The 19,833-nt window shown below is 49.6% G+C and carries 20 protein-coding genes, 1 tRNA gene and 1 other RNA gene; 8 read left to right on the top strand and 14 right to left on the bottom strand.

What is annotated here, in order from left to right; all coding sequences use genetic code 11:
* Positions 1 to 61: 61 nt before the first annotated feature.
* From DTHIO_RS03625 to DTHIO_RS03595, 8 genes are all read right to left on the bottom strand, one after another.
* Positions 62 to 853, bottom strand: coding sequence for an ATP-grasp domain-containing protein (locus tag DTHIO_RS03625; protein WP_008868993.1), 792 nt, complete (start codon positions 851 to 853; stop codon positions 62 to 64).
* A gap of 76 nt (positions 854 to 929) precedes the next feature.
* A complete protein-coding gene (gene cysS / locus DTHIO_RS03620; protein WP_008868992.1) occupies positions 930 to 2,387 on the bottom strand; it encodes a cysteine--tRNA ligase in 1,458 nt (485 codons plus the stop codon).
* Positions 2,388 to 2,474: 87 nt separating this feature from the next.
* Positions 2,475 to 3,671, bottom strand: coding sequence for a 2-C-methyl-D-erythritol 4-phosphate cytidylyltransferase (gene ispD, locus DTHIO_RS03615; protein ID WP_008868991.1), 1,197 nt, complete (start codon positions 3,669 to 3,671; stop codon positions 2,475 to 2,477).
* Positions 3,672 to 3,688: 17 nt separating this feature from the next.
* An RNA gene (gene rnpB / locus DTHIO_RS21950) (RNase P RNA component class A) lies at positions 3,689 to 4,221 on the bottom strand.
* Positions 4,222 to 4,280: 59 nt separating this feature from the next.
* Positions 4,281 to 5,015 (bottom strand): zinc ribbon domain-containing protein, encoded by a 735-nt coding sequence (locus DTHIO_RS03610; protein ID WP_008868990.1) that lies wholly within the window; start codon positions 5,013 to 5,015, stop codon positions 4,281 to 4,283.
* 13 nt (positions 5,016 to 5,028) lie between these two features.
* Positions 5,029 to 6,036, bottom strand: coding sequence for a Nif3-like dinuclear metal center hexameric protein (locus DTHIO_RS03605; protein WP_008868989.1), 1,008 nt, complete (start codon positions 6,034 to 6,036; stop codon positions 5,029 to 5,031).
* Between the two features lie 277 nt (positions 6,037 to 6,313).
* Positions 6,314 to 6,389 (bottom strand) — tRNA-Ile (locus DTHIO_RS03600).
* 118 nt (positions 6,390 to 6,507) lie between these two features.
* Positions 6,508 to 7,428: a manganese-dependent inorganic pyrophosphatase gene (locus tag DTHIO_RS03595; protein ID WP_008868988.1), complete on the bottom strand. Its 921-nt coding sequence runs from the start codon at positions 7,426 to 7,428 to the stop codon at positions 6,508 to 6,510.
* A 585-nt stretch (positions 7,429 to 8,013) separates the two neighbouring features.
* Between DTHIO_RS03595 and DTHIO_RS03590 the strand changes: the two genes are divergently transcribed.
* The 4 genes from DTHIO_RS03590 (at position 8,014) to DTHIO_RS03575 (ending at position 12,258) form a co-directional block, all read left to right on the top strand.
* On the top strand, positions 8,014 to 8,607 hold the full coding sequence (locus DTHIO_RS03590) for a class IV adenylate cyclase (RefSeq protein ID WP_008868987.1): 594 nt from the start codon (positions 8,014 to 8,016) through the stop codon (positions 8,605 to 8,607).
* Positions 8,608 to 8,618: 11 nt separating this feature from the next.
* On the top strand, positions 8,619 to 9,827 hold the full coding sequence (locus DTHIO_RS03585; protein WP_008868986.1) for an aminopeptidase: 1,209 nt from the start codon (positions 8,619 to 8,621) through the stop codon (positions 9,825 to 9,827).
* A gap of 506 nt (positions 9,828 to 10,333) precedes the next feature.
* A complete protein-coding gene (gene hisF, locus DTHIO_RS03580; protein WP_008868985.1) occupies positions 10,334 to 11,098 on the top strand; it encodes an imidazole glycerol phosphate synthase subunit HisF in 765 nt (254 codons plus the stop codon).
* Between the two features lie 5 nt (positions 11,099 to 11,103).
* Positions 11,104 to 12,258, top strand: a complete 1,155-nt coding sequence (locus tag DTHIO_RS03575; RefSeq protein WP_008868984.1) for a pyridoxal phosphate-dependent aminotransferase — start codon at positions 11,104 to 11,106, stop codon at positions 12,256 to 12,258.
* A 72-nt stretch (positions 12,259 to 12,330) separates the two neighbouring features.
* On the opposite strand, the gene DTHIO_RS22625 is transcribed toward DTHIO_RS03575, so the two are convergent.
* Positions 12,331 to 12,459 carry a hypothetical protein gene (locus tag DTHIO_RS22625; protein WP_279614609.1) on the bottom strand — a complete coding sequence of 43 codons (129 nt, stop codon included), beginning with the start codon at positions 12,457 to 12,459 and terminating at the stop codon, positions 12,331 to 12,333.
* Between the two features lie 264 nt (positions 12,460 to 12,723).
* Between DTHIO_RS22625 and DTHIO_RS03570 the strand changes: the two genes are divergently transcribed.
* Positions 12,724 to 13,422 (top strand): response regulator transcription factor, encoded by a 699-nt coding sequence (locus tag DTHIO_RS03570; RefSeq protein WP_008868982.1) that lies wholly within the window; start codon positions 12,724 to 12,726, stop codon positions 13,420 to 13,422.
* 33 nt (positions 13,423 to 13,455) lie between these two features.
* Complete coding sequence (locus DTHIO_RS03565; RefSeq protein WP_008868981.1) at positions 13,456 to 15,234, top strand: sensor histidine kinase; 1,779 nt, start codon at positions 13,456 to 13,458, stop codon at positions 15,232 to 15,234.
* Between the two features lie 59 nt (positions 15,235 to 15,293).
* On the opposite strand, the gene DTHIO_RS03560 is transcribed toward DTHIO_RS03565, so the two are convergent.
* A complete protein-coding gene (locus DTHIO_RS03560; protein ID WP_008868980.1) occupies positions 15,294 to 15,554 on the bottom strand; it encodes a YgiT-type zinc finger protein in 261 nt (86 codons plus the stop codon).
* A gap of 546 nt (positions 15,555 to 16,100) precedes the next feature.
* Between DTHIO_RS03560 and DTHIO_RS03555 the strand changes: the two genes are divergently transcribed.
* A complete protein-coding gene (locus tag DTHIO_RS03555) occupies positions 16,101 to 16,340 on the top strand; it encodes an ATP-binding protein (protein ID WP_040417480.1) in 240 nt (79 codons plus the stop codon).
* Positions 16,341 to 16,348: 8 nt separating this feature from the next.
* Here the strand turns inward: DTHIO_RS03555 and DTHIO_RS03550 are convergent, their stop codons facing one another.
* The 4 genes from DTHIO_RS03550 to pstB form a co-directional block, all read right to left on the bottom strand.
* Positions 16,349 to 16,666 (bottom strand): BrnA antitoxin family protein, encoded by a 318-nt coding sequence (locus DTHIO_RS03550; protein ID WP_008868979.1) that lies wholly within the window; start codon positions 16,664 to 16,666, stop codon positions 16,349 to 16,351.
* Positions 16,650 to 16,952 carry a BrnT family toxin gene (locus DTHIO_RS03545; protein ID WP_008868978.1) on the bottom strand — a complete coding sequence of 101 codons (303 nt, stop codon included), beginning with the start codon at positions 16,950 to 16,952 and terminating at the stop codon, positions 16,650 to 16,652. Before DTHIO_RS03545 ends, DTHIO_RS03550 begins: the two co-directional genes overlap by 17 nt.
* A 118-nt stretch (positions 16,953 to 17,070) precedes the next feature.
* The gene (gene phoU, locus DTHIO_RS03540) at positions 17,071 to 17,739 is read right to left on the bottom strand and encodes a phosphate signaling complex protein PhoU (protein ID WP_008868977.1); all 669 of its coding nucleotides are present in this window, start codon (positions 17,737 to 17,739) and stop codon (positions 17,071 to 17,073) included.
* A gap of 24 nt (positions 17,740 to 17,763) precedes the next feature.
* Positions 17,764 to 18,552: a phosphate ABC transporter ATP-binding protein PstB gene (gene pstB, locus DTHIO_RS03535; protein ID WP_244156328.1), complete on the bottom strand. Its 789-nt coding sequence runs from the start codon at positions 18,550 to 18,552 to the stop codon at positions 17,764 to 17,766.
* Between the two features lie 365 nt (positions 18,553 to 18,917).
* Between pstB and DTHIO_RS03530 the strand changes: the two genes are divergently transcribed.
* Positions 18,918 to 19,733, top strand: coding sequence for a PstS family phosphate ABC transporter substrate-binding protein (locus DTHIO_RS03530; RefSeq protein WP_008868975.1), 816 nt, complete (start codon positions 18,918 to 18,920; stop codon positions 19,731 to 19,733).
* The last annotated feature ends 100 nt before the right edge of the window (positions 19,734 to 19,833 follow it).

Genomic DNA, 19,833 nt, shown 5'->3' with positions numbered 1-19,833 from the left:
TGCTGTGGATACGGAAAATATATTTTTCGGCTTCCGGAATCAACTTTTATTTGTGAAAATATCAGACTCTGCCCTCTGAAACCTTTTTGTTGAGTATGGCCCGGTAACTGAGGCCTGCACAATGAAATCCCCTGGTGCCGAATTTCATGTTGGCCTCCAGTATATAAAGCTTTTCCCTGCTTTGGCAGATATCAATGCCGGCCAGGTCGAAGCCGCAGGCCTGGGCGGCCCTGAGTCCAAGCTCAAGCACATCTCCGGGGATATTTTCCAGGCACACTGTACCTCCCTGGGAAATATTGGCCTTGAAGCTTCCCCTGGCCGGTATCCTGCGGTAGGCGTGAGCGACTTCATCGCCCACAACCACAACCCTGTAATCGTCGTCCACGTCCAGAAACTCCTGGATGTAGGCCGGCTGATTCTGCGAGAGGTAGCTGTCCAGTTCATTCTGGTCATGAATAAGCCAGACCCCGTCACCCATGGAGGATGCCCTGGCTTTTTTGGCTATGAAGGGAAAAGAGAAGTCTCTGGTAATGAACTGTTGCTGCCTTGGGCCGAAGTAAAACCTGGTCCTGGGAGCAGGCAGATTCTGAAGCTGAAAAAGAAGGGTCTGTTTGATCTTGTCCCCCAGGAAACGGTAGGTATTCACGCTGGGAAACATTTTTTTACCCATGACCTGAAACAGATCAGCATAAAGGGAAGTGGGAAAATATATTTTTTCGGCCTGGAGAATCATGTCCAGCTTCCATGCCGGATAATCCTCGAGGTTGGGAAGCACCCCCAGGGTAAGAACATCCGGACAGCTGATGAGCTGGGAGCCAAGAGCAATCCGGGGCTGGGTAGAAGAAGGTTCCATGTTCGGCGATGGAGTTTAATGATTTTCCGGCTGTCAGGGCAATGACAGGGGAAATAAAGCCCTTTTCAAAACAGTATCAGGCAAAGTCCCACCTGGGTCCTTCCGGGGTATCCATGACCTCGATGCCTTTGGCGGTGAGTTCTTCCCGGATATTGTCGGCGGTTTCAAAGTCTTTGTCTTTTCTGGCCTGCTGTCGTTTCAAAACCATTTCCTGTACAGTCTGGGGATCAATATCCAGCCGGTTGCAGCGCATAAGCTTCAATTGTTCCAGGAATTCTTCCCCGGAGCGTTGGAAAACTCCCAGGGCGTCACCCCAGCCTTCAAGCATGCCCAGCATTTGCTGTATAATCTCCTTGCCAGCCTCGCTTTTGCGGAAAGTCTTGTCTTCCAGCATGCGGTTGGCCAGGCGCACCAGACCGAATACATAACCCACGGCCTCGGCTGTATTCAGGTCGTCCTGCATGGCCTGGTCCCATTTGCTGGCCAGATCCTGCAATTCCTGGGAAGCTTCCGGAAAGCCCTGTCCTTTGCTCCATTTTTCCTTTTGCAGTTCCTTCTGTAAACCTGTCTTGGCCCAGTACACCCTTTTTAAGGCCTTTTCCGTCTCTTCCAGGGAACCGTCGGAATAGTCCAGGGGACTGCGGTAGTGTTTTGTCAGCAGGAAAAAGCGCAGTACTTCCCCGTGGAAATCTTTCATTATGTCCCTGATGGTTATGAAATTGCCCAGGGACTTGGACATCTTTTCTGAATCAACCCGGACAAACCCGTTGTGTACCCAGTATTTTACGAATTCCCTGTCGAAAGCCGCCTCGCTCTGGGCTTTCTCATTTTCATGGTGGGGAAAGGCCAGATCCTGGCCCCCGCCATGAATGTCAAAGGGTATGCCCAGATATTTCTCACTCATGGCGGTACATTCCAGGTGCCACCCCGGCCGGCCGGCTCCCCAGGGGCTGTCCCAGGACGGTTCACCGGGTTTGGCCGTCTTCCACAGGGCGAAGTCCAGCGGGTCCTCTTTTTCTTCATCCGGGGCTATCCTTGATCCGGATTGGAGTTCTTCAATGTTTCTGCCGGAAAGTTGTCCGTAACGGGGCATTCTGCGCACACGGAAGTAGATGTCTTTGCCGGAAGTAATGTAGGCGAAGCCCTTGTCCAGAAGAGATTTTGTAACCTGGATCATTTCCTCTATGTGCCGGGTGGCTCTTGGCTCCACATCCGCCTTGAGGACGTTTAGTTCATCCATGTCCAGATAAAAGGCTTCAATATATTTCTCGGCCACCTGGTCCGAATCCAGGCCTTCTTCTTCTGCCCTTTTTATGATTTTGTCGTCCACATCGGTAAAGTTGCGGACAAAGCTGACATGGTATCCCAGGTAACGCAGGTAGCGCACCAGTACATCAAAGACCACGCAGGACCTGGCATGCCCGATATGGCAGTAATCATAAGCGGTGATGCCGCAGACATACATTCTTACCTTGCCTGGCTCCAGGGGGACAAACTTTTCTTTTGCGCGGTGCAGGGTATTGTAGATGAGCATTATTATTTTCCTGATATTTCTGTGTGTTTGCTTTTGGTGTAGTTTTCTGCTGGAGTAAACAGATGCGGTCTGTTCATGACATGCATTTTAATGGGCGGATTCCTGTTTATGCCTGAGGGCGCTGACCAAGGCCATCGCCTTGATTCCCTGTCCTGATCCGGTGAAGCCCAGCCCCTCTTCGGTGGTGGCCTTGATATTTATCCGGCCGGGGTCAATGCCGGTGATTCCTGCCAGGTTGGACCTGATGGAGCTTTTATGTGGCCCGAGCTTCGGTTTCTGGGCGATGATGGTTATATCAATATGCACCAGTTCCAGTTTTTCAGCCTGGGCCATGGCCAGGACTTCGCTTAGAAAGACCATGCTGCTTAAATTTTCATTGGCCGGATCTGTGTCGGGAAATAAATCTCCGATGTCTCCCTTGCCCAGACAGCCCAGTATGGCATCCACTAAGGCGTGTACCAGTACATCCCCGTCTGAGTGAGCATGAATACCCGGTGCTCCGGGAATGGGCTGTCCGCCGAGGATCATGGGCCGGTCTCCACCGTAGCGGTGTACGTCGTAGCCCAGCCCGGTGCAGGGCAGGGCGCTTTTTTCCTGGCTTGCCAGCACTTGCAGATCCTCGGATGTGGTTATCTTGATGTTTTTTTCTTCGCCGGGAATTACTTTGACCCGGTAACCGCATTCTTCCAGCATAGATGCGTCGTCAGTTGCTGTAAAGTCCTGTTTGAGGGCCTGCTGGTGAGCATCCCGCAGTGCCTGCATGCTGAAGAACTGAGGGGTCTGTACTGCTGTAAGTCTGTCCCTGGGCAGGGTTTTCAGGACCTGGTCGCCGTCAAGCTCCTTGATGGTGTCTTTGCATTCGATGCCCGGGATGACGCCGCCGAGTCCTGGAGAAAATTCCCGGATCAGGGATGTGATGAGTCGGGGGGAAAAAAAGGGCCTGGCTGCGTCGTGTACCAGGACATGTGTACACTCGGGAGGCAGAGCCTGCATGGCGTTGAATACAGAGTTCTGGCGAAGAGCGCCGCCGCCGACGCAGACAAGGGCAATGCCCGGATCCCTTTTTTTCTGCAGGTCCCGGACTTCACTCTGGCTTTGTTGCAGGTCTTTTGCGGGGAATGCTGCTACAAGACCTTTTATTTGCGGGTTGCGGGCGAATGTCTGAACGCTGTGCCAGAAAAGAGGCAGGCCATGGTACTTTAGAAACTGCTTTTTTTGCACCTGTCCCTGATTCTGAAGTCTGGAGCTTTTGCCGGCAGCGAGTAGTACAGCCCATATATTCATGCTCAATTTCCTTAAAAAAGGGGAGTTGGACGATAAGCCGGGTTCTGTCGGTTTTCCGCTGGAAAACGGGCCATCATTCATCTGGGACCGGGATTGCTCCAGGCCTCCAGCAGCCTACCCGAAGGCTTCGGCCGGGCCGGCCTCAAGCGCCTTCCTATTTGGCCTTGCTCCGGACGGGGTTTGCCAAGCCTGCCGCGTCGCCGCGACAGCTGGTGGGCTCTTACCCCACCGTTTCACCCTTACCCCGCACTTACTTTTATCAACGCCCAGCACTTACTTTTCCAAAGGGCTTCTGGCTGATTATTAAGGAATTATGTCCCTGCAGATCAGCTATGAGCCTTAGAGTCTTAAAAAAGTAAGTGCGGGGCGTAAATAAAAGTAAGTGCGGGGCGGTCTGTTTTCTGTGGCACTTTCCCGGGGTCGCCCCCGCTGGGCGTTACCCAGCGTCCTGCCCTGTGGAGCCCGGACTTTCCTCCCCCGCACTTACTTTTATCCAGGAAAAATCTACCCATAGAAAAGTAAGTGCGGGGGCGATGGCCTGTCCAACTCCCACGAAAAATATAATTACTTAACTTAATTAAAGCAAGAAGAGCAATTCCAGAAACTTATTTATTGCGGATTTCCGGAATAATGTTCCTCCCAGTAAATGAGCCTCTGACAGTTGGGACAGCTGAGTATCTGTTCTCCTTTCTGGATTTCCACGAAGGACTGCGGGGGGATGCTGATGAAACAGCCGGTACAGACACTCTGCCTGACAGAGACGATCACCGGGTTGTGCAGCCTGTCTTTAATGAAATTGTAGCGGGACAGTATAGGCACCGGAACATCGGCGCAGGCTTTTTCCCGGTCATTTTCCAGTTCCTGGATACGCTCCTGAATCTGCTGGAGCTCGCTGTCGAGGGTGGCCTGGGTGGTGGCCAGTTCATCCTGCAGTGATTGGAATTGATTGTTTAGTTCTTCTTTTTTGGCCTGCTGAGCCTGTAGATCTTCAAGAAGGTTGTTCAGTTCCTCTTCCCGGAACCGGTTCAGCTTTTCCAGGTTGTCCATTTCCCGCATCATGGCGTGGTATTCCTTGGTGTTGCTGACCATCATGAGCTTGTTTTTGCTTTTCTTTATCTTGTCCCCATCCTGGTCAATATCGCTTTGCAGCTTTTTTTTCTGCTCGGATAAGAGTTTGACCCTTTCTTCAATGTGGTACTTCTGTTCTTCCAGGTTTTTCAGTTCGTTCTGCAGGTTTTCCAGGTGCCTGGGAGCTTCTTCCATTCTATTTTTCAACTGGATGAGCTCGGTGTCGATCTCCTGCAGGCTGACCAACTTTTTAATCTGCTCTATGTATTTGCTCAATTTGATCCTCCCCTTAAACTGATTTCAAGGCATGAACACCCGATATGTGCATGGGTGTTTTTCCTTTGATATAGTGAAAATTTATACCCGGCACAGTACGCTCAAGGCTCTGATACCAGGAGTACATCATCTTTTCCTCCAGTATGAAATGCCCCACATCCAGGACGAATCCTGTGCCCTGGATGTCCAGAGCCTGATGATACTTGACGTCTCCGGTGAGAAAAACGTCAGCACCCATGGCAAAGGCCCTGGAAGCCAGGTCACCCCCGGAACCTGGGCAGTATGCCACCTTCTGGACATATGCCGGTCTTTGGCCCATGCACACAAAGTTCTCCATACCGAGTACACTCTGTAGTCTGTCCATGAAACTGAAAAAGGATACTTTTTCTTTCCATGAGCCCATAAGGCCCAGGCCGAAAATCATGTCGTCCCCGGGAGAGTATCTGCGCTGGCAATCAACCGGACCGGCATCCGCCTCCAGGCGTTGCAGGAAGCGGTCTGCAAGCTCACTTCGCACCAGAACCCGGGAGATGTGTCCATTTTCTTCATATATCTGCTCTACGTCATGGAGAAGGGCTTTTTTTCTTCCGGAAAGCTCAACAGGTGGATGGAATCGGAGTTGTTCATGGTGCACCCTGCCGGTGGGCATGATTATGCGGGGATTTTCCAGGTCCATTTCACGCAAAAGCCAGGAGACGGGACCGCTGGAGTTGACATCCAGGGAGGTATGGGCGCTGTAAAGAGCTGTATCTGCCTGGAAAAGAAGGCTTAGCACGTGGTGGAAGGTGTCGACTTTGTCCGGCAGCCGGGGTTTAATGCTCAGAGGGTGATGACAGAGTATAAAATCGCAGTTTTTTTCCAGGGCCTGGCTGATGTTTTCCGGCAGGGGGTCCAGGCACATTCCCACTGTTTTGATATGAGACCTGGAAGTGGCCACCTGCATCCCGGAGTTGTCCCACTCCAGTGCCTGGCCGGGTGGAGCGTCTTTTTCTATGGTGCTGATAAATTCATCCAGCTGCATTCAGGCTTATCCTTATGATTTCATTAAAAAACACTTGCTTTAGATCATTTGGGAATAAAAAAAGGTGCTTTCCTGTTTTTATCCGCAGGAAGCACCTTTTGGAATGCGCTTTCAGGCCCTGTACCGGGCAGTATTGGAAGCTTGCGTTTGCCGCTGTACAATGCTGATCCTTTCTTTTATAATCCACAAAAAAGAACCTGGGGGAAGCTGCTTTTACAGGGCTATGTGCAGAATTTTTTTTCCGCCAGCCGCTTCTCCAGTCTTGTTTTGTTTAAAATGGTGGGCCAACCAGGATTTGAACCTGGGACCTTCCGGTTATGAGCCGGTGGCTCTGCCAACTGAGCTATTGGCCCGAATGAATGATAAGAGAATCATATATTAATTTTTTTTCCAGAAGTCAACAGTCCCATCGTCAATAAAAAAACCCGGCCGGAGCCGGGTTTTTGCTGATCTGTCATCTATAGGTTTGTCTTAACCGTAAGCTTTTTCAAAATTGGGAACAACCTGTTTTTTACGGCTCATTACGCCGTCCAGCCATACAGATGTGCCTTCTACGGGTTTTCCGAAGGCCTTTTTCACCGGTTCAGGGTCATCGGCCAGAACCAGAAGTTCGGTGCCTTCCTTCATGATGTCAGTGAGCATCAGGTATACAGCGTTGCGTCCTCCTTCTTCCTTGACCTTTTTCATTTCTTCGTACAGGGCGTCCTTAACTGGTTCGACAATGGAAAGATCCACCACTTCCAGCTGTCCGATGCCGACTTTGCTGCCGCCCATGCTGAAGTCCTTGTAATCCCGGAAGATAAGGTCCCTGGGAGTATCTTTGTCCACTGCGGATTTGACCTTGAACATTTCCATGCCCAGGGAGGTGATATCGCTTACTCCGGCAATGCCGGCCAGGGCTTCGCAGGCCTTTTTGTCGTCTTCGGTGCAGGTGGCGGACTTGAAAATTACCGTATCGCTGAGGATAGCGCAGAGCATTGCTCCGGCAATGTTTTTGGGGAGTTCCACTCCGTAGAAGTCGTACATGGCTTTGATCACGGTGCATGTGCAGCCCACGGGCCAGATCCAGCACTCCAGAGGATTGGGGGTGGTCACGTCACCAAGCTTGTGGTGGTCTATAATCCCCAGGATCTCGGCTTCCTTGAGGTCGTCCGGGCTCTGGGCCAGGTCGGAATGGTCAACAAGAATGACTTTCTGGCCGGCTACAGAGGTCACTGTTTCCGGAGCGCTCAGTCCGAATTTGTCTAAGACAAACTTGCTTTCAGGGGTCAGTTCTCCCTGGGTGACAGGCTTGCAGTCCAGCCCCAGCTTGCTTTTCAAGTCAGCCACCGCAATGGCTGCGCATATGGAATCGGTATCCGGGTTCTTGTGTCCAAATACAAGTACTGACATAAACTACCTCCTACGATTTTTGTTTAGTTTCTTGCTTACTGCTTGTGCTTTTTAGCACTAAGTCCGTCCATTGCCAAGCTGAAATTTTGCCATTAACAAAGTAAAATTGACAATTGGCAGATGCAATCTCAACACCCTGAAAACCATCTACATTCCCGGATCATGTCCTTGTCTGCATGGTTGTATCTGTTCAGCGCCTTTAAGGAAAGCAGGGGAGAGTCAGTTTCCATGCCTCATTCAAAGCGCTTAACAGGTAGCATGGTTTTTTCTCTGCGATTCATAATGTGATAATGTGCAACAATCCAAAGCTTTTGTCCAGAGGTAAAGATGAAAACATTTTCCAGGACAGTTTTATGATCCGGGTGAAAATTTTTCCCTGGTGGAAAACAACTGGATTTTTTATTTTTTGAGCCTCTTTCAGGAAGGGGAGCATGTAAAATATTGATTTTTAGGTATTATAAAGGTACTGAAGGGCGTGTTTGTTGATCTGTCAACATAAGCCTCCCCGGCCCTGTAAAGATGTTAAGCTGTTTTTTTAAATGAAGGAAATGGACCTGGAGTTTCGAGCCCCCGGGTATTTATAAGATGACTCTGGAAACAGAACTGAAATATTTTGTTTCGGACTTTGCACCGATTCTGGAGCGCATGGAACGTCTTGGATTGTCCTGCACCCACTGGTATTTTGAAGAGAACCTGGTGCTGGACACCGGTGACGGCCGGTTACGCAGCAGGGATGAACTGCTGCGAATCAGGAAAGGGCAGGGCGGCAAAATTACTTTGAAACTGCCTGTTGACGGAGCAGATTCCAGCTGCAAGCAGAGACAGGAGTTTGAGAGCGGAGTGGATAATCCTGATGAGATCCGGATAATACTCTCTCACCTGGGTTTCAGACCCTGTCTTAGATATGAAAAGTTCCGCAGGATCTGCAGCCTTGGGGAGACCATGATCTGCCTGGATATCCTTCCTTTCGGCAGCTTTGTGGAGCTGGAAGGACCACAGGAAAGTTTTCACGGCACAGCCATTGAACTGGGCCTGGATTCTCATGAAAAAACCGCCCTCAACTATCATGAACTGAACCAGGAATATCGCCGGGAGCAGGGCCTGTCACCGGCCCTGGATTTTGTTTTTGAAGAAAATCAAAAAAAAGATCTTGCCCGCAAACTAAATGTTAAACTTTAAGGAGAAGCCAGTTGTTTACCCAGCAAGAACTTGAAAAATATGCACAGGTAATGTTCTGGGGCATGCGCAAGGCCAGGAAGCATCCCTTTGCTCCCGGGGATATTGTTCTTATCCGCTCGGATTTGAGCTGCATTCCACTGGCTCACGAACTTTTCCGCATGTTTCTGCAGCAACAGTATCATCCTGTTCTGCGTCTTATACCTCCGGAGGAAATTGAAAAGACATTCTTTACCATGGCCCATGACTCTCATCTCGATTTTCAGCTGCCCGGGGACAGGGAACTTTATTCCAGCCTCAACGGGATGATATCCCTGCTTGGCCCGCAGTCCCTTACGCATCTAAGGGATATAGATCCTTCCAGGATCGGCAGGTTTGCAGTGGCCAAGAAATATCTGCGCGATATCCTGGAACGGCGGGAATCCCAAGGCAGCTTCGGCTGGAGCCTTTGTCTTTATCCCACAGATGAGCTGGCTGCAAAAGCCGGACTTACCCTGGAGGAGTACAAAAATCAGATTGTGCAGGCGGTTTACCTGGACAAGGATGATCCGGTTTTTATCTGGGAGGATATATTCGAGCAATCTAAGCGGATAAAAGAATGGTTAGACAGTATGGATGTGGAATACTTTCATGTTTTGTCAAAAAATACGGACCTGAAGGTGTACCCCGGGGAAAAACGCAGGTGGGTTGGCCTTTCAGGGCATAATATCCCCAGCTTCGAGCTTTTTCTTTCTCCTGACTACAGGAAAACCCAGGGCGTATTCTTTTCAGACCAGCCGTCCTACCGCAGCGGCAACCTGGTGCGCGGGGTAAGGCTTGAGTTCAAGGACGGCAGACTGCAGGAAATCAGCGCTGAAGAGGGTGAAGAATTCCTAAAAAAGCAGGTCAGAATGGATGAAGGAGCGTCCATGGTGGGGGAATTTTCATTGACGGATAAGCGTTTCTCCCGCATCAGCAGTTTTATGGCCCACACCCTTTTTGATGAAAATTTCGGCGGAGACAACGGCAATTGCCATATTGCCCTGGGCGCCTCCTATGCAGACACCTTTGCCGAAGATTCATCACAGCTGACGCCTGAACTCAAGGAGGAAATGGGTTTCAACGACTCCGCCCTGCACTGGGATCTTGTCAGCACCGAACCCAAAGAGGTGCATGCATACCTCAAGAGTGGAGAGGTCCTGACCATTTACCGGGACGGACAGTTTACCATTACCGATGTTTGAAACATCACGATATCACAGCAGCGAAACTTACAAGTAACTACTTTTTTGGTTCCTGGTTCATAGTTCCTGGTTCCTGGTTTGTGTGTCCTGGTTCCCAGTTCCCAGTTCCTGGTTCCTGGTTTGTGTGTCCTGGTTCCCAGTTCCTGGTTAGTGGCTCGTGGTTTCTATGCATCAAAATTAAGTTTTCAGCACGGTCTACTCCCCTCCTTGGTTAAGGAGGGGTCGGGGGTGGTTCGTTCTAAATGCTCATTGACCTTTTTTTGGTTCCCAGTTCCCAGTTCCTGGTTCGTGGTTCGTGGTTTCTATGCATCAAAATTAAGTTTTCAGCACGGTCTACTCCCCTCCTTGGTTAAGGAGGGGTCGGGGGTGGTTCGTTCTAAATGCTCAATTACCTTCAGTTATTCGCAGCTCCGACTGTGTTCAGTAAATTAAGTGCAGGACAGTCCCCGAAGGTCAATAATAAGTTTCGCTTTAGTGGCAATCCAAACACCATAAGGAAATAATACATGAAAACAGTCAAGATTATGCCCTGCCTGGATATGAAGGAAGGCCGGGTAGTCAAGGGAGTAAACTTCGTAAACATAACCGATGCCGGAGATCCCATGGAGCATGCGGCCTTTTACCAGCGTCAGGGGGCGGATGAACTGGCCATCCTGGATATTTCCGCCACCCAGGAAAACAGAAAGACCCGGCTGGAGTGGGTACGCAGCGTATCCTCGGTGATAAGCATTCCCCTTACCGTGGGAGGAGGCATATCCTCCCTGGACGATATCAAGATGGTCCTGGATGCCGGGGCGGACAAGGTTTCCATGAGCAGCGCCGCGGTCAAAAACCCTGAACTTATAGATCAGGCGGCCGGAGAATGCGGATCTCACCGGGTCACCGTGGCCCTGGATGGCCGGCGCAACCCGCAGATGCCCTCCGGTTTTGAACTGGTAGTATCCGGAGGCACCAGACCCGTAGGCAGGGACGCAGTGGCCTGGGCCCGGGAATGCCAGGACCGCGGTGCAGGATGCCTTCTGCCCACCAGTATGGACGGAGACGGCACAAAAAACGGTTATGACCTGGAGTTTACCCGGGCCATATCTGATGCTGTTGATCTGCCTGTGGTGGCCTCCGGGGGAGCCGGGGAGCTGGAACATTTTTACCAGGGCGTTGTTGATGGCGGGGCGCAGATCCTGCTGGCGGCCTCAGTATTTCATTACCGCACCCTGAGCATCACCGAAGTCAAAAAGTATCTGCAGCAGAAGGGGCTGCAGGTAAACCTGTAATCATCATGTCTGAAGCAAGCATTGCAGAGCGCTGTTCCGGGATAAAGCCGTTTTACGTCATGGAAATCCTGGAGCGGGCCAAGGAGATGGAAAAGGGCGGCAGGGATATAATTCACCTGGAGATTGGAGAGCCTGACTTCGATACCCCGGAATGTGTCAAAGAGGCAGCACATGAGGCCATGCACAAAGGCTGCACTCATTACACCCACAGCCTGGGCATCCCGGAACTCAGGCAGGCCATCAGCAGGCATTACCAGAACAATTACTCGGTGCAGGTGGATCCCGACAGAATCCTGGTTACTTCAGGGACATCCCCGGCCATGCTGCTGCTTTTTTCTACCCTGCTGCATCCAGGGGACGGAGTCATCCTGCCGGATCCCCACTATGCCTGCTATCCAAGCTTTATCTGTTTTGCAGGGGGCAGGCAGATAAAAATTCCCACCAGCCGGGAAGACGGGTTTCAACTGCATCCGGATAAGGTCAGAAAACATCTGAGCCGGGATGTCAAAGCCATATTTATAAATTCACCCTCAAACCCCACGGGCAATCTCCTGACGGATCAGGTCCTGCAGGAACTGGCAGAACTTGGTCCCTGGATGGTCTCGGACGAGATATATCACGGCCTGGTCTACGAAGGCAGGGAGAGAAGCATCCTGGAATTTACCGACAGGGCCTTTGTCCTGAACGGTTTTTCCAAGCTTTATGCCATGACCGGGTGGCGTCTGGGCTATCTCATTGCCCCGGAGCCTTTTGTCAGGACTTTGCAGACCCTGCATCAGAACTTTTTTATCTCCGCCAATTCCGTGGCCCAATGGGCAGCTGTGGCAGCACTGGAAAAGGCCCGGGCGGATGTCAGTCATATGAAAGAGGTCTACAATCAGAGACGAAAGTACATGCTGGAAAGACTGAAGGGTATGGGTTTCGGCATTGGAGCTGAACCCACCGGGGCCTTTTATATACTTGCCGATGCCGGTTTTTTGTCTATGAATTCCTACCGGCTGGCCTTTGATATCCTGGAAAAGGCCGGAGTGGGCGTTACCCCGGGAATTGATTTCGGCGACTGCGCTGAAGGCCATATCAGGTTTTCCTACGCCAACTCCCTGGAAAACATAGAGAAAGGCATGGACAGGCTGCAACAATATGTAAATGAAAATTCCTGATTGCACCCTGTTCATTATTTTGGGATGTTATCGAGGGTGGACTGATGCCTGTTAATTAATGCCCACCTTATATTAAGTCCAGCCTGAATCTTTTTTAGCAGCAGGAATATTCTGCACATGCGCCTGCTCCTGCTTTCCTGACTTGATAATCATGCTCCAGTCTGTTTTTATGAAGTTGCCGGTTCCAACATTTGTAAGCATTCAGGGGGTACTCAGTTTTAGTCCCTGGCACCAGGCCTGGGGACAGTCCCGCACTTATTTTTATAAAGCTCACATCTGAATGTTTATCAGAAAAAAATAAGTGCGGGACTGTCCCCTGGTCACGCTAGAGGCGTGATTCCGGCACCCCCAGAATGCTTACCAACATTTTTGGCCGGTTGTCATCAAACTGTAACGCAGACTTCATATTATGGCATCAAGGTTGAATTAACAGCCTTTAAAACCATTGCAAAAAAGGTAAGCAGCATGAAAAAAAGCAAGATCCTGGTCATAGAGGATGAAGAGGATATCCAGAACCTGCTGCACATAAATCTGGAAGCAGCAGGGTACAGGGTGTTTCTCACAGACAACGGCTATGACGGGCTTAAAATCGCCAGAGAAGAGCAGCCTGAACTGATCATCCTGGACCTGATGCTGCCGCACATGGACGGCCTGGAGGTCTGTCGCCGCCTGAAAAAGGATGACAAACTCAAGGACATCATAGTCATCATGGTCACGGCCAAGAGCGAAGAGATGGACCGGGTGGTGGGTTTTGAGCTGGGCGCTGACGATTACGTGGTCAAGCCGTTCAGCATCCGTGAGCTTCTTCTGCGCATCAAGGCGGTGCTGCGCCGGGAGTACAGGTCTGATTCCGGTGTGGAAAGGATCTGGAAACATAAAGGCCTGGAGTTTGACTTTGAGGCTATGGAGTTCAAGGTGGACGGTATTAATGTAAGCCTCACCGCTACGGAGATGAAGCTGCTCCAGGAAATGGTTCAAAACGAGGGCAGGGTGCTCACCAGGGAACGTCTTTTAAACAATGTCTGGGGCTACGAGTTTGAGGGGTACGCCCGTACGGTTGATACCCACGTACGCAGACTGCGGGCCAAGCTTGAACCCTACTCAGATTTGATTCAGACCGCCAGGGGGCTGGGATATAAATTCAGTACAGAAAAACTGCAGTAAGCATAAAACAACATTGCGGGCTCTGAAAAAAGCATGCAAAGAGAATTTTCCCTCAAAGTCAAGCTCATTGTATCCTTCTGGCTGGTACTTGTATTCTCGCTGGCTGTGCCTTCCAATTACTTCATCCAGTCTGTGGAGCAAAAGGTGGACAGCCAGCACCTGCAATATGTCCAGGAAAGAATGGAGATCGTTCAGTGGATAATTGCACAGGAGGAAGAAAAAAAGCCTGAAAAGCTGGACAGTATTCTAAAATCCCTGGATTTTCTTGATGATGCCCGGGTTTCCGTCCTGGACGCCCAGGGTATGATCATTGCCGATTCCCGCCAGCACCGGGAGGAATTCGAGGGCATGTCCAGCTATATTGATTATCCTGAGGTTGTGCAGGCCAGGCATGAAACCGGCTATCACACGGCTTCCGATCCCTGGGAGGATGACAGGAGGCTCTATATGGCCACCAGGATAGATCTTTCTTCAGAACAGGAGGATACCGGATATCTGAGGCTGGTTACCCCTTTTTCCGGCCTGCATCCTTATTTTCAACATGTAAGCGCAAATCTGTGGAAGTTTGTTCTGCTTTCACTTTTCTTAAGCTGCATAGTTGTCTATCTCATGGTCACCTACCTGACTTTCCGGCTCAAACCCATGATCAAAATGGCCCAGTCCATCGGCCAGGGCAACTTTCAGCAGCGCATACAGGACTCTCCCGGCAGGGAGTTTGATCCTCTGGTGGAGGCCATCAACCGCATGGCTGAAGATGTTGAAAAGAGCATGGAGCTGGTTTCTTCACAGAAATCCGATCTGGAGACAATAGTAAACGGCATCAAGGACGGTCTGGCTGCCTTAGACAATCAAGGCAGAATCATCAGCTGCAATCAGTCATTCAAGAAAATTTTCCAGCATCTGGACACCATAAACGGAAAAAAGCCGGTGGAGATTTTCTTCAACAACAGCCTGCAGGCGGCCTGTGAGGAGGTTCTGGGAAATTCCATGAAGCAGACCCGGACCATGGAACTGGAAATCAAAGAGAAATTTTATGATGTGCATGTGGTATCTCCGTCAGACCAGCAGAATATCGGGGCAATTATACTCCTGCACGACATCACGGACCTCAAGAATCTGGAAAGCATCCGCAAGGATTTTGTGGCCAATGCCTCGCACGAGCTGCGCACTCCTTTGACCTCCATCAAGGGTTATACCGAGACTATGCTGCAACATCCCGATATTATGCAGGAAAAAGGTACTGAACTGCTCCAGGTGGTCATTAAGAATACAGATAACATGATTCGGCTTCTGGATGATATCTTGCAGCTTTCCCGCATTGAATCCACTCAGGACCAGGTGGCACTGGATGATGTTGATCTGGCGGCGGTCATATTCAAGTCCTGGAATAACTGCAGTCACTATACCGAGGGCAAAAACATAGTTTTTGAAAGCGAACTGGAGCAAGAAGGGCAGCTTCTGGTTCGTGGCGAAGCTGAATATCTGGGGCAGGTCTTTCAGAATCTGTTTGAAAACAGCATTAAGTTTGTTCCCGGGGAGGGATTTATTCAGGTGCTGGTGAGGCAAGAGGGCAATCAGGTCTGGGTTGGTGTGCAGGACAATGGTCCCGGCATCCCGGCTGCAGAACAGCAGAGGATATTCGAAAGATTTTACAGGGTCAAAAAGGACAAGAAAAAGGTCAAAGGTACCGGACTTGGGCTGGCCATCTGCAAAAACATTATCAAGGCGTTCGGAGGCCGCATCTGGGTGGAAAGCCCGGTACCGGGCAGTGACAGTGGATGCATTGTCTGGTTTTCATTGAATCGCTCTTAGGTATGACTGCAATAAAGTTATCAGGCAACAAATCGCCTGGCAAGTTACGATTACCATCTTTAAGTAACAGAGGTGATATCTGCAAAATGTTGAGTCGGAACTACGATTTCACCAGTGGCCTTTTTGCCGTGATAATGAATGGCTTCGAACTCTGCTTCGATTTTTCTCAGATTTTCAGACAGAAAATATGTTTCACCGCAAAACCCGCATTTGCGGCAAGGCACATTTTCCACGAACAACATCCTGCCATCGCGTTTGTAGGTATACTCACAGACGGTGTCTTTAAAATTGCTGTTTCCACAAAAATGGCAAATATTCATTGGGAACCTCTTTCATAAGAGGTGATAAATTTTGGGACATCCAGTTTTATCCATTCGTTATCCATACAAAATACTATAATCCCGATAGAAAAAAGAATCAATGCCGCCTGACATGAATAGTGAACAAGCGGCTTCAGGCAGGCAACAGACGGTGGATTTGACTAAGGCAACTTTCTGAAAATAACGTAACAGTTTTAGGGTGGGGAGTTCTGGGCAACATGCAGAAAATTAAAAGGTCGCCACCCACCGAGGTTTATAATTCTATTTTCCGGGAGTTGCCTAAGCTTCCACCCCCCAAGTAAATCCAGGCCACGGTGTAGCTCCCCTCCTTAGCCTGTAAAGAAGCCTGGTAAGGAAGGGAGTTAAATATCGAACCACCCCCAACCCCTCCTTAGCCAAGGAGGGGAGCAGATCGAGGCGTGGCAACACTCTGTCGCATGCATCTGTATAAATACTCCGACTGGAGCTTAATTAAGCTTTCACCCCCCAAGTAAATCCAGGCCACGGTGTAGCTCCCCTCCTTAGCCAAGGAGGGGCCGGGGGTGGTTGTATGAAATCCCTTCCTTATATACATTCCAGAAGTCCGCCCCTTCAGTAAATCTGAACCGCGGTGCAGACTCCCCTCTTTATCCTGAAAAGAAGCCGGGTAAGGTCAAAGGTACCGGACTTGGGCTGGCCATCTGCAAAAACATTATCAAGACGTTCGGAGGCCGCATCTGGGTGGAAAGCCCGGTACCGGGCAGTGACAATGGATGCATTGTCTGGTTTTCATTGAATCGCTCTTAGGAAAGGCATCAGCCTCCTTCAAAATAATCTGTGGTATTCTCTAAATCTTTTGCGAGTGAACCGCGCTCCACGTTTATCTGCCTGGCCAGAAATATTTTCACCAGGCTCTGGTAGGGCATGTCTTTTTTGTTGGCCAGGAGCTTGAGTTCAGCAATCATTGCCTCGGGAAGCCTTAAGGATATGGACTTAAGGGAGGGCTTAAGGTCAGGGAAGGAAATTTTTTTAAACTCGTTGGGATCAAAGTAGTCAAGAGGCGATTCATGAGCCCAGAATTCCCTTTCCTGGTCTTCGTTTTCAAAGTGTGGAATTCTATTGTGCTTTTTCATGATAGTATATCCTCTCCTTTTTATTCATGTCCCTGGCTGAGATCACCCTGATCAGGCTTTTCCTTATTGTGAATATCATTGTTAAGAGACGTCCGCCATCTGTTTTTCCAAAAGCCGCCAGTCGCTTTTCAACCAGTGAGTGCCTGTGGTCATCAAGGATAATCAGAGGCTTATTAAAGAAAACCTGCTCACATTCCCAGTTCTGAACATCATGCTTGATGAGATTTTTGTCAAAATTTCCTTCATCCCAGTCAAAACCTGTTACCTTTTCAAGCATGTAATACATAATTAATCTGTATATTTTAACAATATACCTGTCAAGCCAATGATCTGCTCACATAGTCAGCTTTCATCCAACGTATCTGTCAGCGCTTTTAAGGAAAGCAGGGGACTAGTAGCTTTGACTAAACCCGGTCGTCAAACAGGCAGGAATGCTTGATGCTGGTGCCCTGAACGATGAACATGGTGGTTTCGGCTATGTTGGTGGCCAGGTCCGCCACCCGTTCAAAGCGCCTGGCGATATTTATGCTCTGTACGCACTGCTCAACCGCCTGGCTGTTTTGACTCATATGTTCGATGCTTAGCTTGAGGACTTTTGAGTTTATTTCATCCACCTCGAAATCCATGCGGCAGACATTTATGGCCCTTTCTGTATCCGGAGAGGAAAAGGCGATTATGGCTTCCTGGAGCATGTCATAGGCTTTCTGGCCCATGATCTGGATCTGGTCGTAAAAATCCAGGGGAGGATGCAGGCTTAAAAATATTGTTGCATCGGATATGTTGGCAGATTCGTCCCCTATACGTTCCAGATCCTTGCTCAGGCGCATGGCCCCCAGGATAAAGCGCAGGTCCCTGGCCACGGGCTGCTCCAGGGCCAGGAGGCGCAGGCAAAGCTGGTCAATGAGCACTTCCAGTTCATTGATCTGCTTGTCATGATCCACCACTTCCTGGGCCAGATCCGCATCCATGCGGGAGAAAGCGTTCACGGTCTTGCTCAGTGCCTGCTCCGTCTGGACCACCATCTGCATGACCTTCATATTCAGCCTGTCCAGTTCCTGTGTCAAATGTGTCATATTCTGTCTCCTGATAAGATGAAATTATCCGAATCTGCCGGTTATATATTCTTCGGTTGTTTTTTCTCTGGGATTGGTGAACATGGTGATGGTATCCCTGTACTCAATAAGTTCTCCTAGGTACATATATGCAGTAAAGTCTGAAACTCTGGCTGCCTGCTGCATGTTGTGGGTGACGATTACAATGGTATAGCTTTCTTTTAGATAATAAATCAGCTCTTCTATCTTGGATGTGGAAATGGGGTCCAGAGCAGAACAGGGTTCGTCCAGCAGAATCACATTGGGTTCAATGGCTATGGCCCTGGCAATGACCAGCCTCTGCTGTTGCCCGCCTGATAATCCCAGGGCGCTTTCATGCAGCCTGTCCTTGACCTCATCCCAAAGGGCCGCCCCTTTCAGGGATTTTTCCACCACTTCACTTAAATGCTTTTTGTTCCTTATGCCCTTGAGGCGCAAGCCAAAGGCGATATTGTCGAAGATGGATTTGGGAAAAGGATTGGGTTTCTGAAAGACCATGCCCACTTTGCGCCTGAGTTCGGCCACATCAACTTTAGGATCATATATATTTTCTCCGTCCAGTTTTATCTCCCCCTGTACTCTGCATATATCTATCATATCGTTAAGCCGGTTGAAACAGCGCAACAGGGTTGATTTGCCGCAACCGCTGGGACCGATAAAGGCTGTAGCCCGTTTTACAGGTATTTCCATGTTAATGGACTTCAGGGCCTGGGTCGAGCCGTAAAAAAGATTGAGGTCCTTGACCTCCAGACAGCAGTGCTCCTGGTCCAGACTGATTTTTTTATTGGGATCCATATCCTGGACCACGCCTCCGGATAAGGGATTGCTGGGCAGAATCTGTTCAGAATTCATGAAAAAACCTCTTTTAATGATATGTTGGATGTAGTCCCTGCTTAAGGGACACTCGTATTGATGAACAGAGAATTACTTATCCCTCGTTTGTTACAAAAGTTTTACGAAGAGGTTACTTTTCGAACAATACAGCCTTTCGCAGATGTTCTTTCGCTGGCCAGCAAACAATTGTTTTAACTGTTTCACAATTGTAACAATATCACCACATGTTCGGCATGCAAAACAATCCAAAGATGCTTAAAACACTTCTCAAGTCAGGGCTGGACAGTCATCCAGTCTTAATTTCAACAATTTTATGGAGGTTTAAAATGAACAGAGTTTTGGTTTTATTAGGTTCTTTGGTTTTTGGGTTGTGCCTGTTGGCAGCTCCGGTAAAGGCCGGTGAGATTAAGATCAACGGTTCAACCACGGTTTTGCCTGTTTCACAGGTGGTGTCGGAGGCCTTCATGGAAGACAATCCCGGTTTCAATTTTTCCATTTCCGGTGGAGGTTCCGGCAACGGTATCGCGGCCTTGATCGACGGCACCACTGACATCGCCCAGACTTCAAGGTGGATAAGAGACAGCGAAGTAGAACGGGCCGTTGAAAACGGAATTTATCCGGTGCCCTTTGTCATTGCCTACGACAGCATTATTCCTGTGGTGCATCCGGATAATCCCGTAGATGAACTGAGCCTGGAAGAGCTCAGGAAAATCTATAACGGCGATATTACCAACTGGTCAGAGGTTGGTGGAACGGACCGGGACATCACCATAATTTCCAGAGACTCCGATTCAGGTACCTACGTTGTCTGGAGTGATGAGGTACTCAAGGGCGATCGCCTGACTCCCAGGGCCCAAATGCTGGCCTCCAACGGAGCCATTGTCCAGACAGTGCAGGATAACCGGCATGCCATAGGGTATATCGGCCTGGGCTATCTTACCGACAGGCTCAAGAGTGTGAAGGTTGACGGCGTAATGCCCACATCCACAACCACTGCATCAGGTGAATATCCTGTTTCCAGGAGCCTGTGGCTGATTACCAACAACTGGCCTTCCGGGGATGTGCTCAGGTTCATCAACTACATTCAGCATCCGGATAACGCTGAGCTTATTGAAGAAGGCGGGTACGTACCCATCTGGTAACGGTTCTGCGGCAAAAAAATACTGAGGGGGTAGAGGCCTGTTTGCTCTGCTCCCTCAATATTTCCATAATGGTATAAATATTTTTCATCATAACTATAAA

Origin of the sequence: Desulfonatronospira thiodismutans ASO3-1, from assembly GCF_000174435.1 — a bacterium.
GTDB lineage: Bacteria > Desulfobacterota > Desulfovibrionia > Desulfovibrionales > Desulfonatronovibrionaceae > Desulfonatronospira > Desulfonatronospira thiodismutans.
The sequence above is the reverse complement of the archived record's forward strand: the minus strand, read 5'-3'. Positions and strand labels throughout refer to the sequence as shown.

Bases quoted from the DNA above. Each gene is read 5' to 3' on its own strand.
- DTHIO_RS03550 (WP_008868979.1), bottom strand. From the start codon at position 16,666: ATGAAAAAGCACAATAGAATTCCACACTTTGAAAACGAAGACCAGGAA.
- DTHIO_RS03530 (WP_008868975.1), top strand. From the start codon at position 18,918: ATGAACAGAGTTTTGGTTTTATTAGGTTCTTTGGTTTTTGGGTTGTGC.
- DTHIO_RS03560 (WP_008868980.1), bottom strand. From the start codon at position 15,554: ATGAATATTTGCCATTTTTGTGGAAACAGCAATTTTAAAGACACCGTC.
- pstB (WP_244156328.1), bottom strand. From the start codon at position 18,552: ATGGATCCCAATAAAAAAATCAGTCTGGACCAGGAGCACTGCTGTCTG.
- DTHIO_RS22625 (WP_279614609.1), bottom strand. From the start codon at position 12,459: ATGCTTACAAATGTTGGAACCGGCAACTTCATAAAAACAGACTGGAGC.
- ispD (WP_008868991.1), bottom strand. From the start codon at position 3,671: ATGAATATATGGGCTGTACTACTCGCTGCCGGCAAAAGCTCCAGACTT.
- DTHIO_RS03575 (WP_008868984.1), top strand. From the start codon at position 11,104: ATGTCTGAAGCAAGCATTGCAGAGCGCTGTTCCGGGATAAAGCCGTTT.
- DTHIO_RS03565 (WP_008868981.1), top strand. From the start codon at position 13,456: ATGCAAAGAGAATTTTCCCTCAAAGTCAAGCTCATTGTATCCTTCTGG.
- DTHIO_RS03545 (WP_008868978.1), bottom strand. From the start codon at position 16,952: ATGTATTACATGCTTGAAAAGGTAACAGGTTTTGACTGGGATGAAGGA.
- hisF (WP_008868985.1), top strand. From the start codon at position 10,334: ATGAAAACAGTCAAGATTATGCCCTGCCTGGATATGAAGGAAGGCCGG.
- DTHIO_RS03595 (WP_008868988.1), bottom strand. From the start codon at position 7,428: ATGTCAGTACTTGTATTTGGACACAAGAACCCGGATACCGATTCCATA.
- cysS (WP_008868992.1), bottom strand. From the start codon at position 2,387: ATGCTCATCTACAATACCCTGCACCGCGCAAAAGAAAAGTTTGTCCCC.
- DTHIO_RS03590 (WP_008868987.1), top strand. From the start codon at position 8,014: ATGACTCTGGAAACAGAACTGAAATATTTTGTTTCGGACTTTGCACCG.
- DTHIO_RS03570 (WP_008868982.1), top strand. From the start codon at position 12,724: ATGAAAAAAAGCAAGATCCTGGTCATAGAGGATGAAGAGGATATCCAG.
- DTHIO_RS03625 (WP_008868993.1), bottom strand. From the start codon at position 853: ATGGAACCTTCTTCTACCCAGCCCCGGATTGCTCTTGGCTCCCAGCTC.
- DTHIO_RS03605 (WP_008868989.1), bottom strand. From the start codon at position 6,036: ATGCAGCTGGATGAATTTATCAGCACCATAGAAAAAGACGCTCCACCC.
- phoU (WP_008868977.1), bottom strand. From the start codon at position 17,739: ATGACACATTTGACACAGGAACTGGACAGGCTGAATATGAAGGTCATG.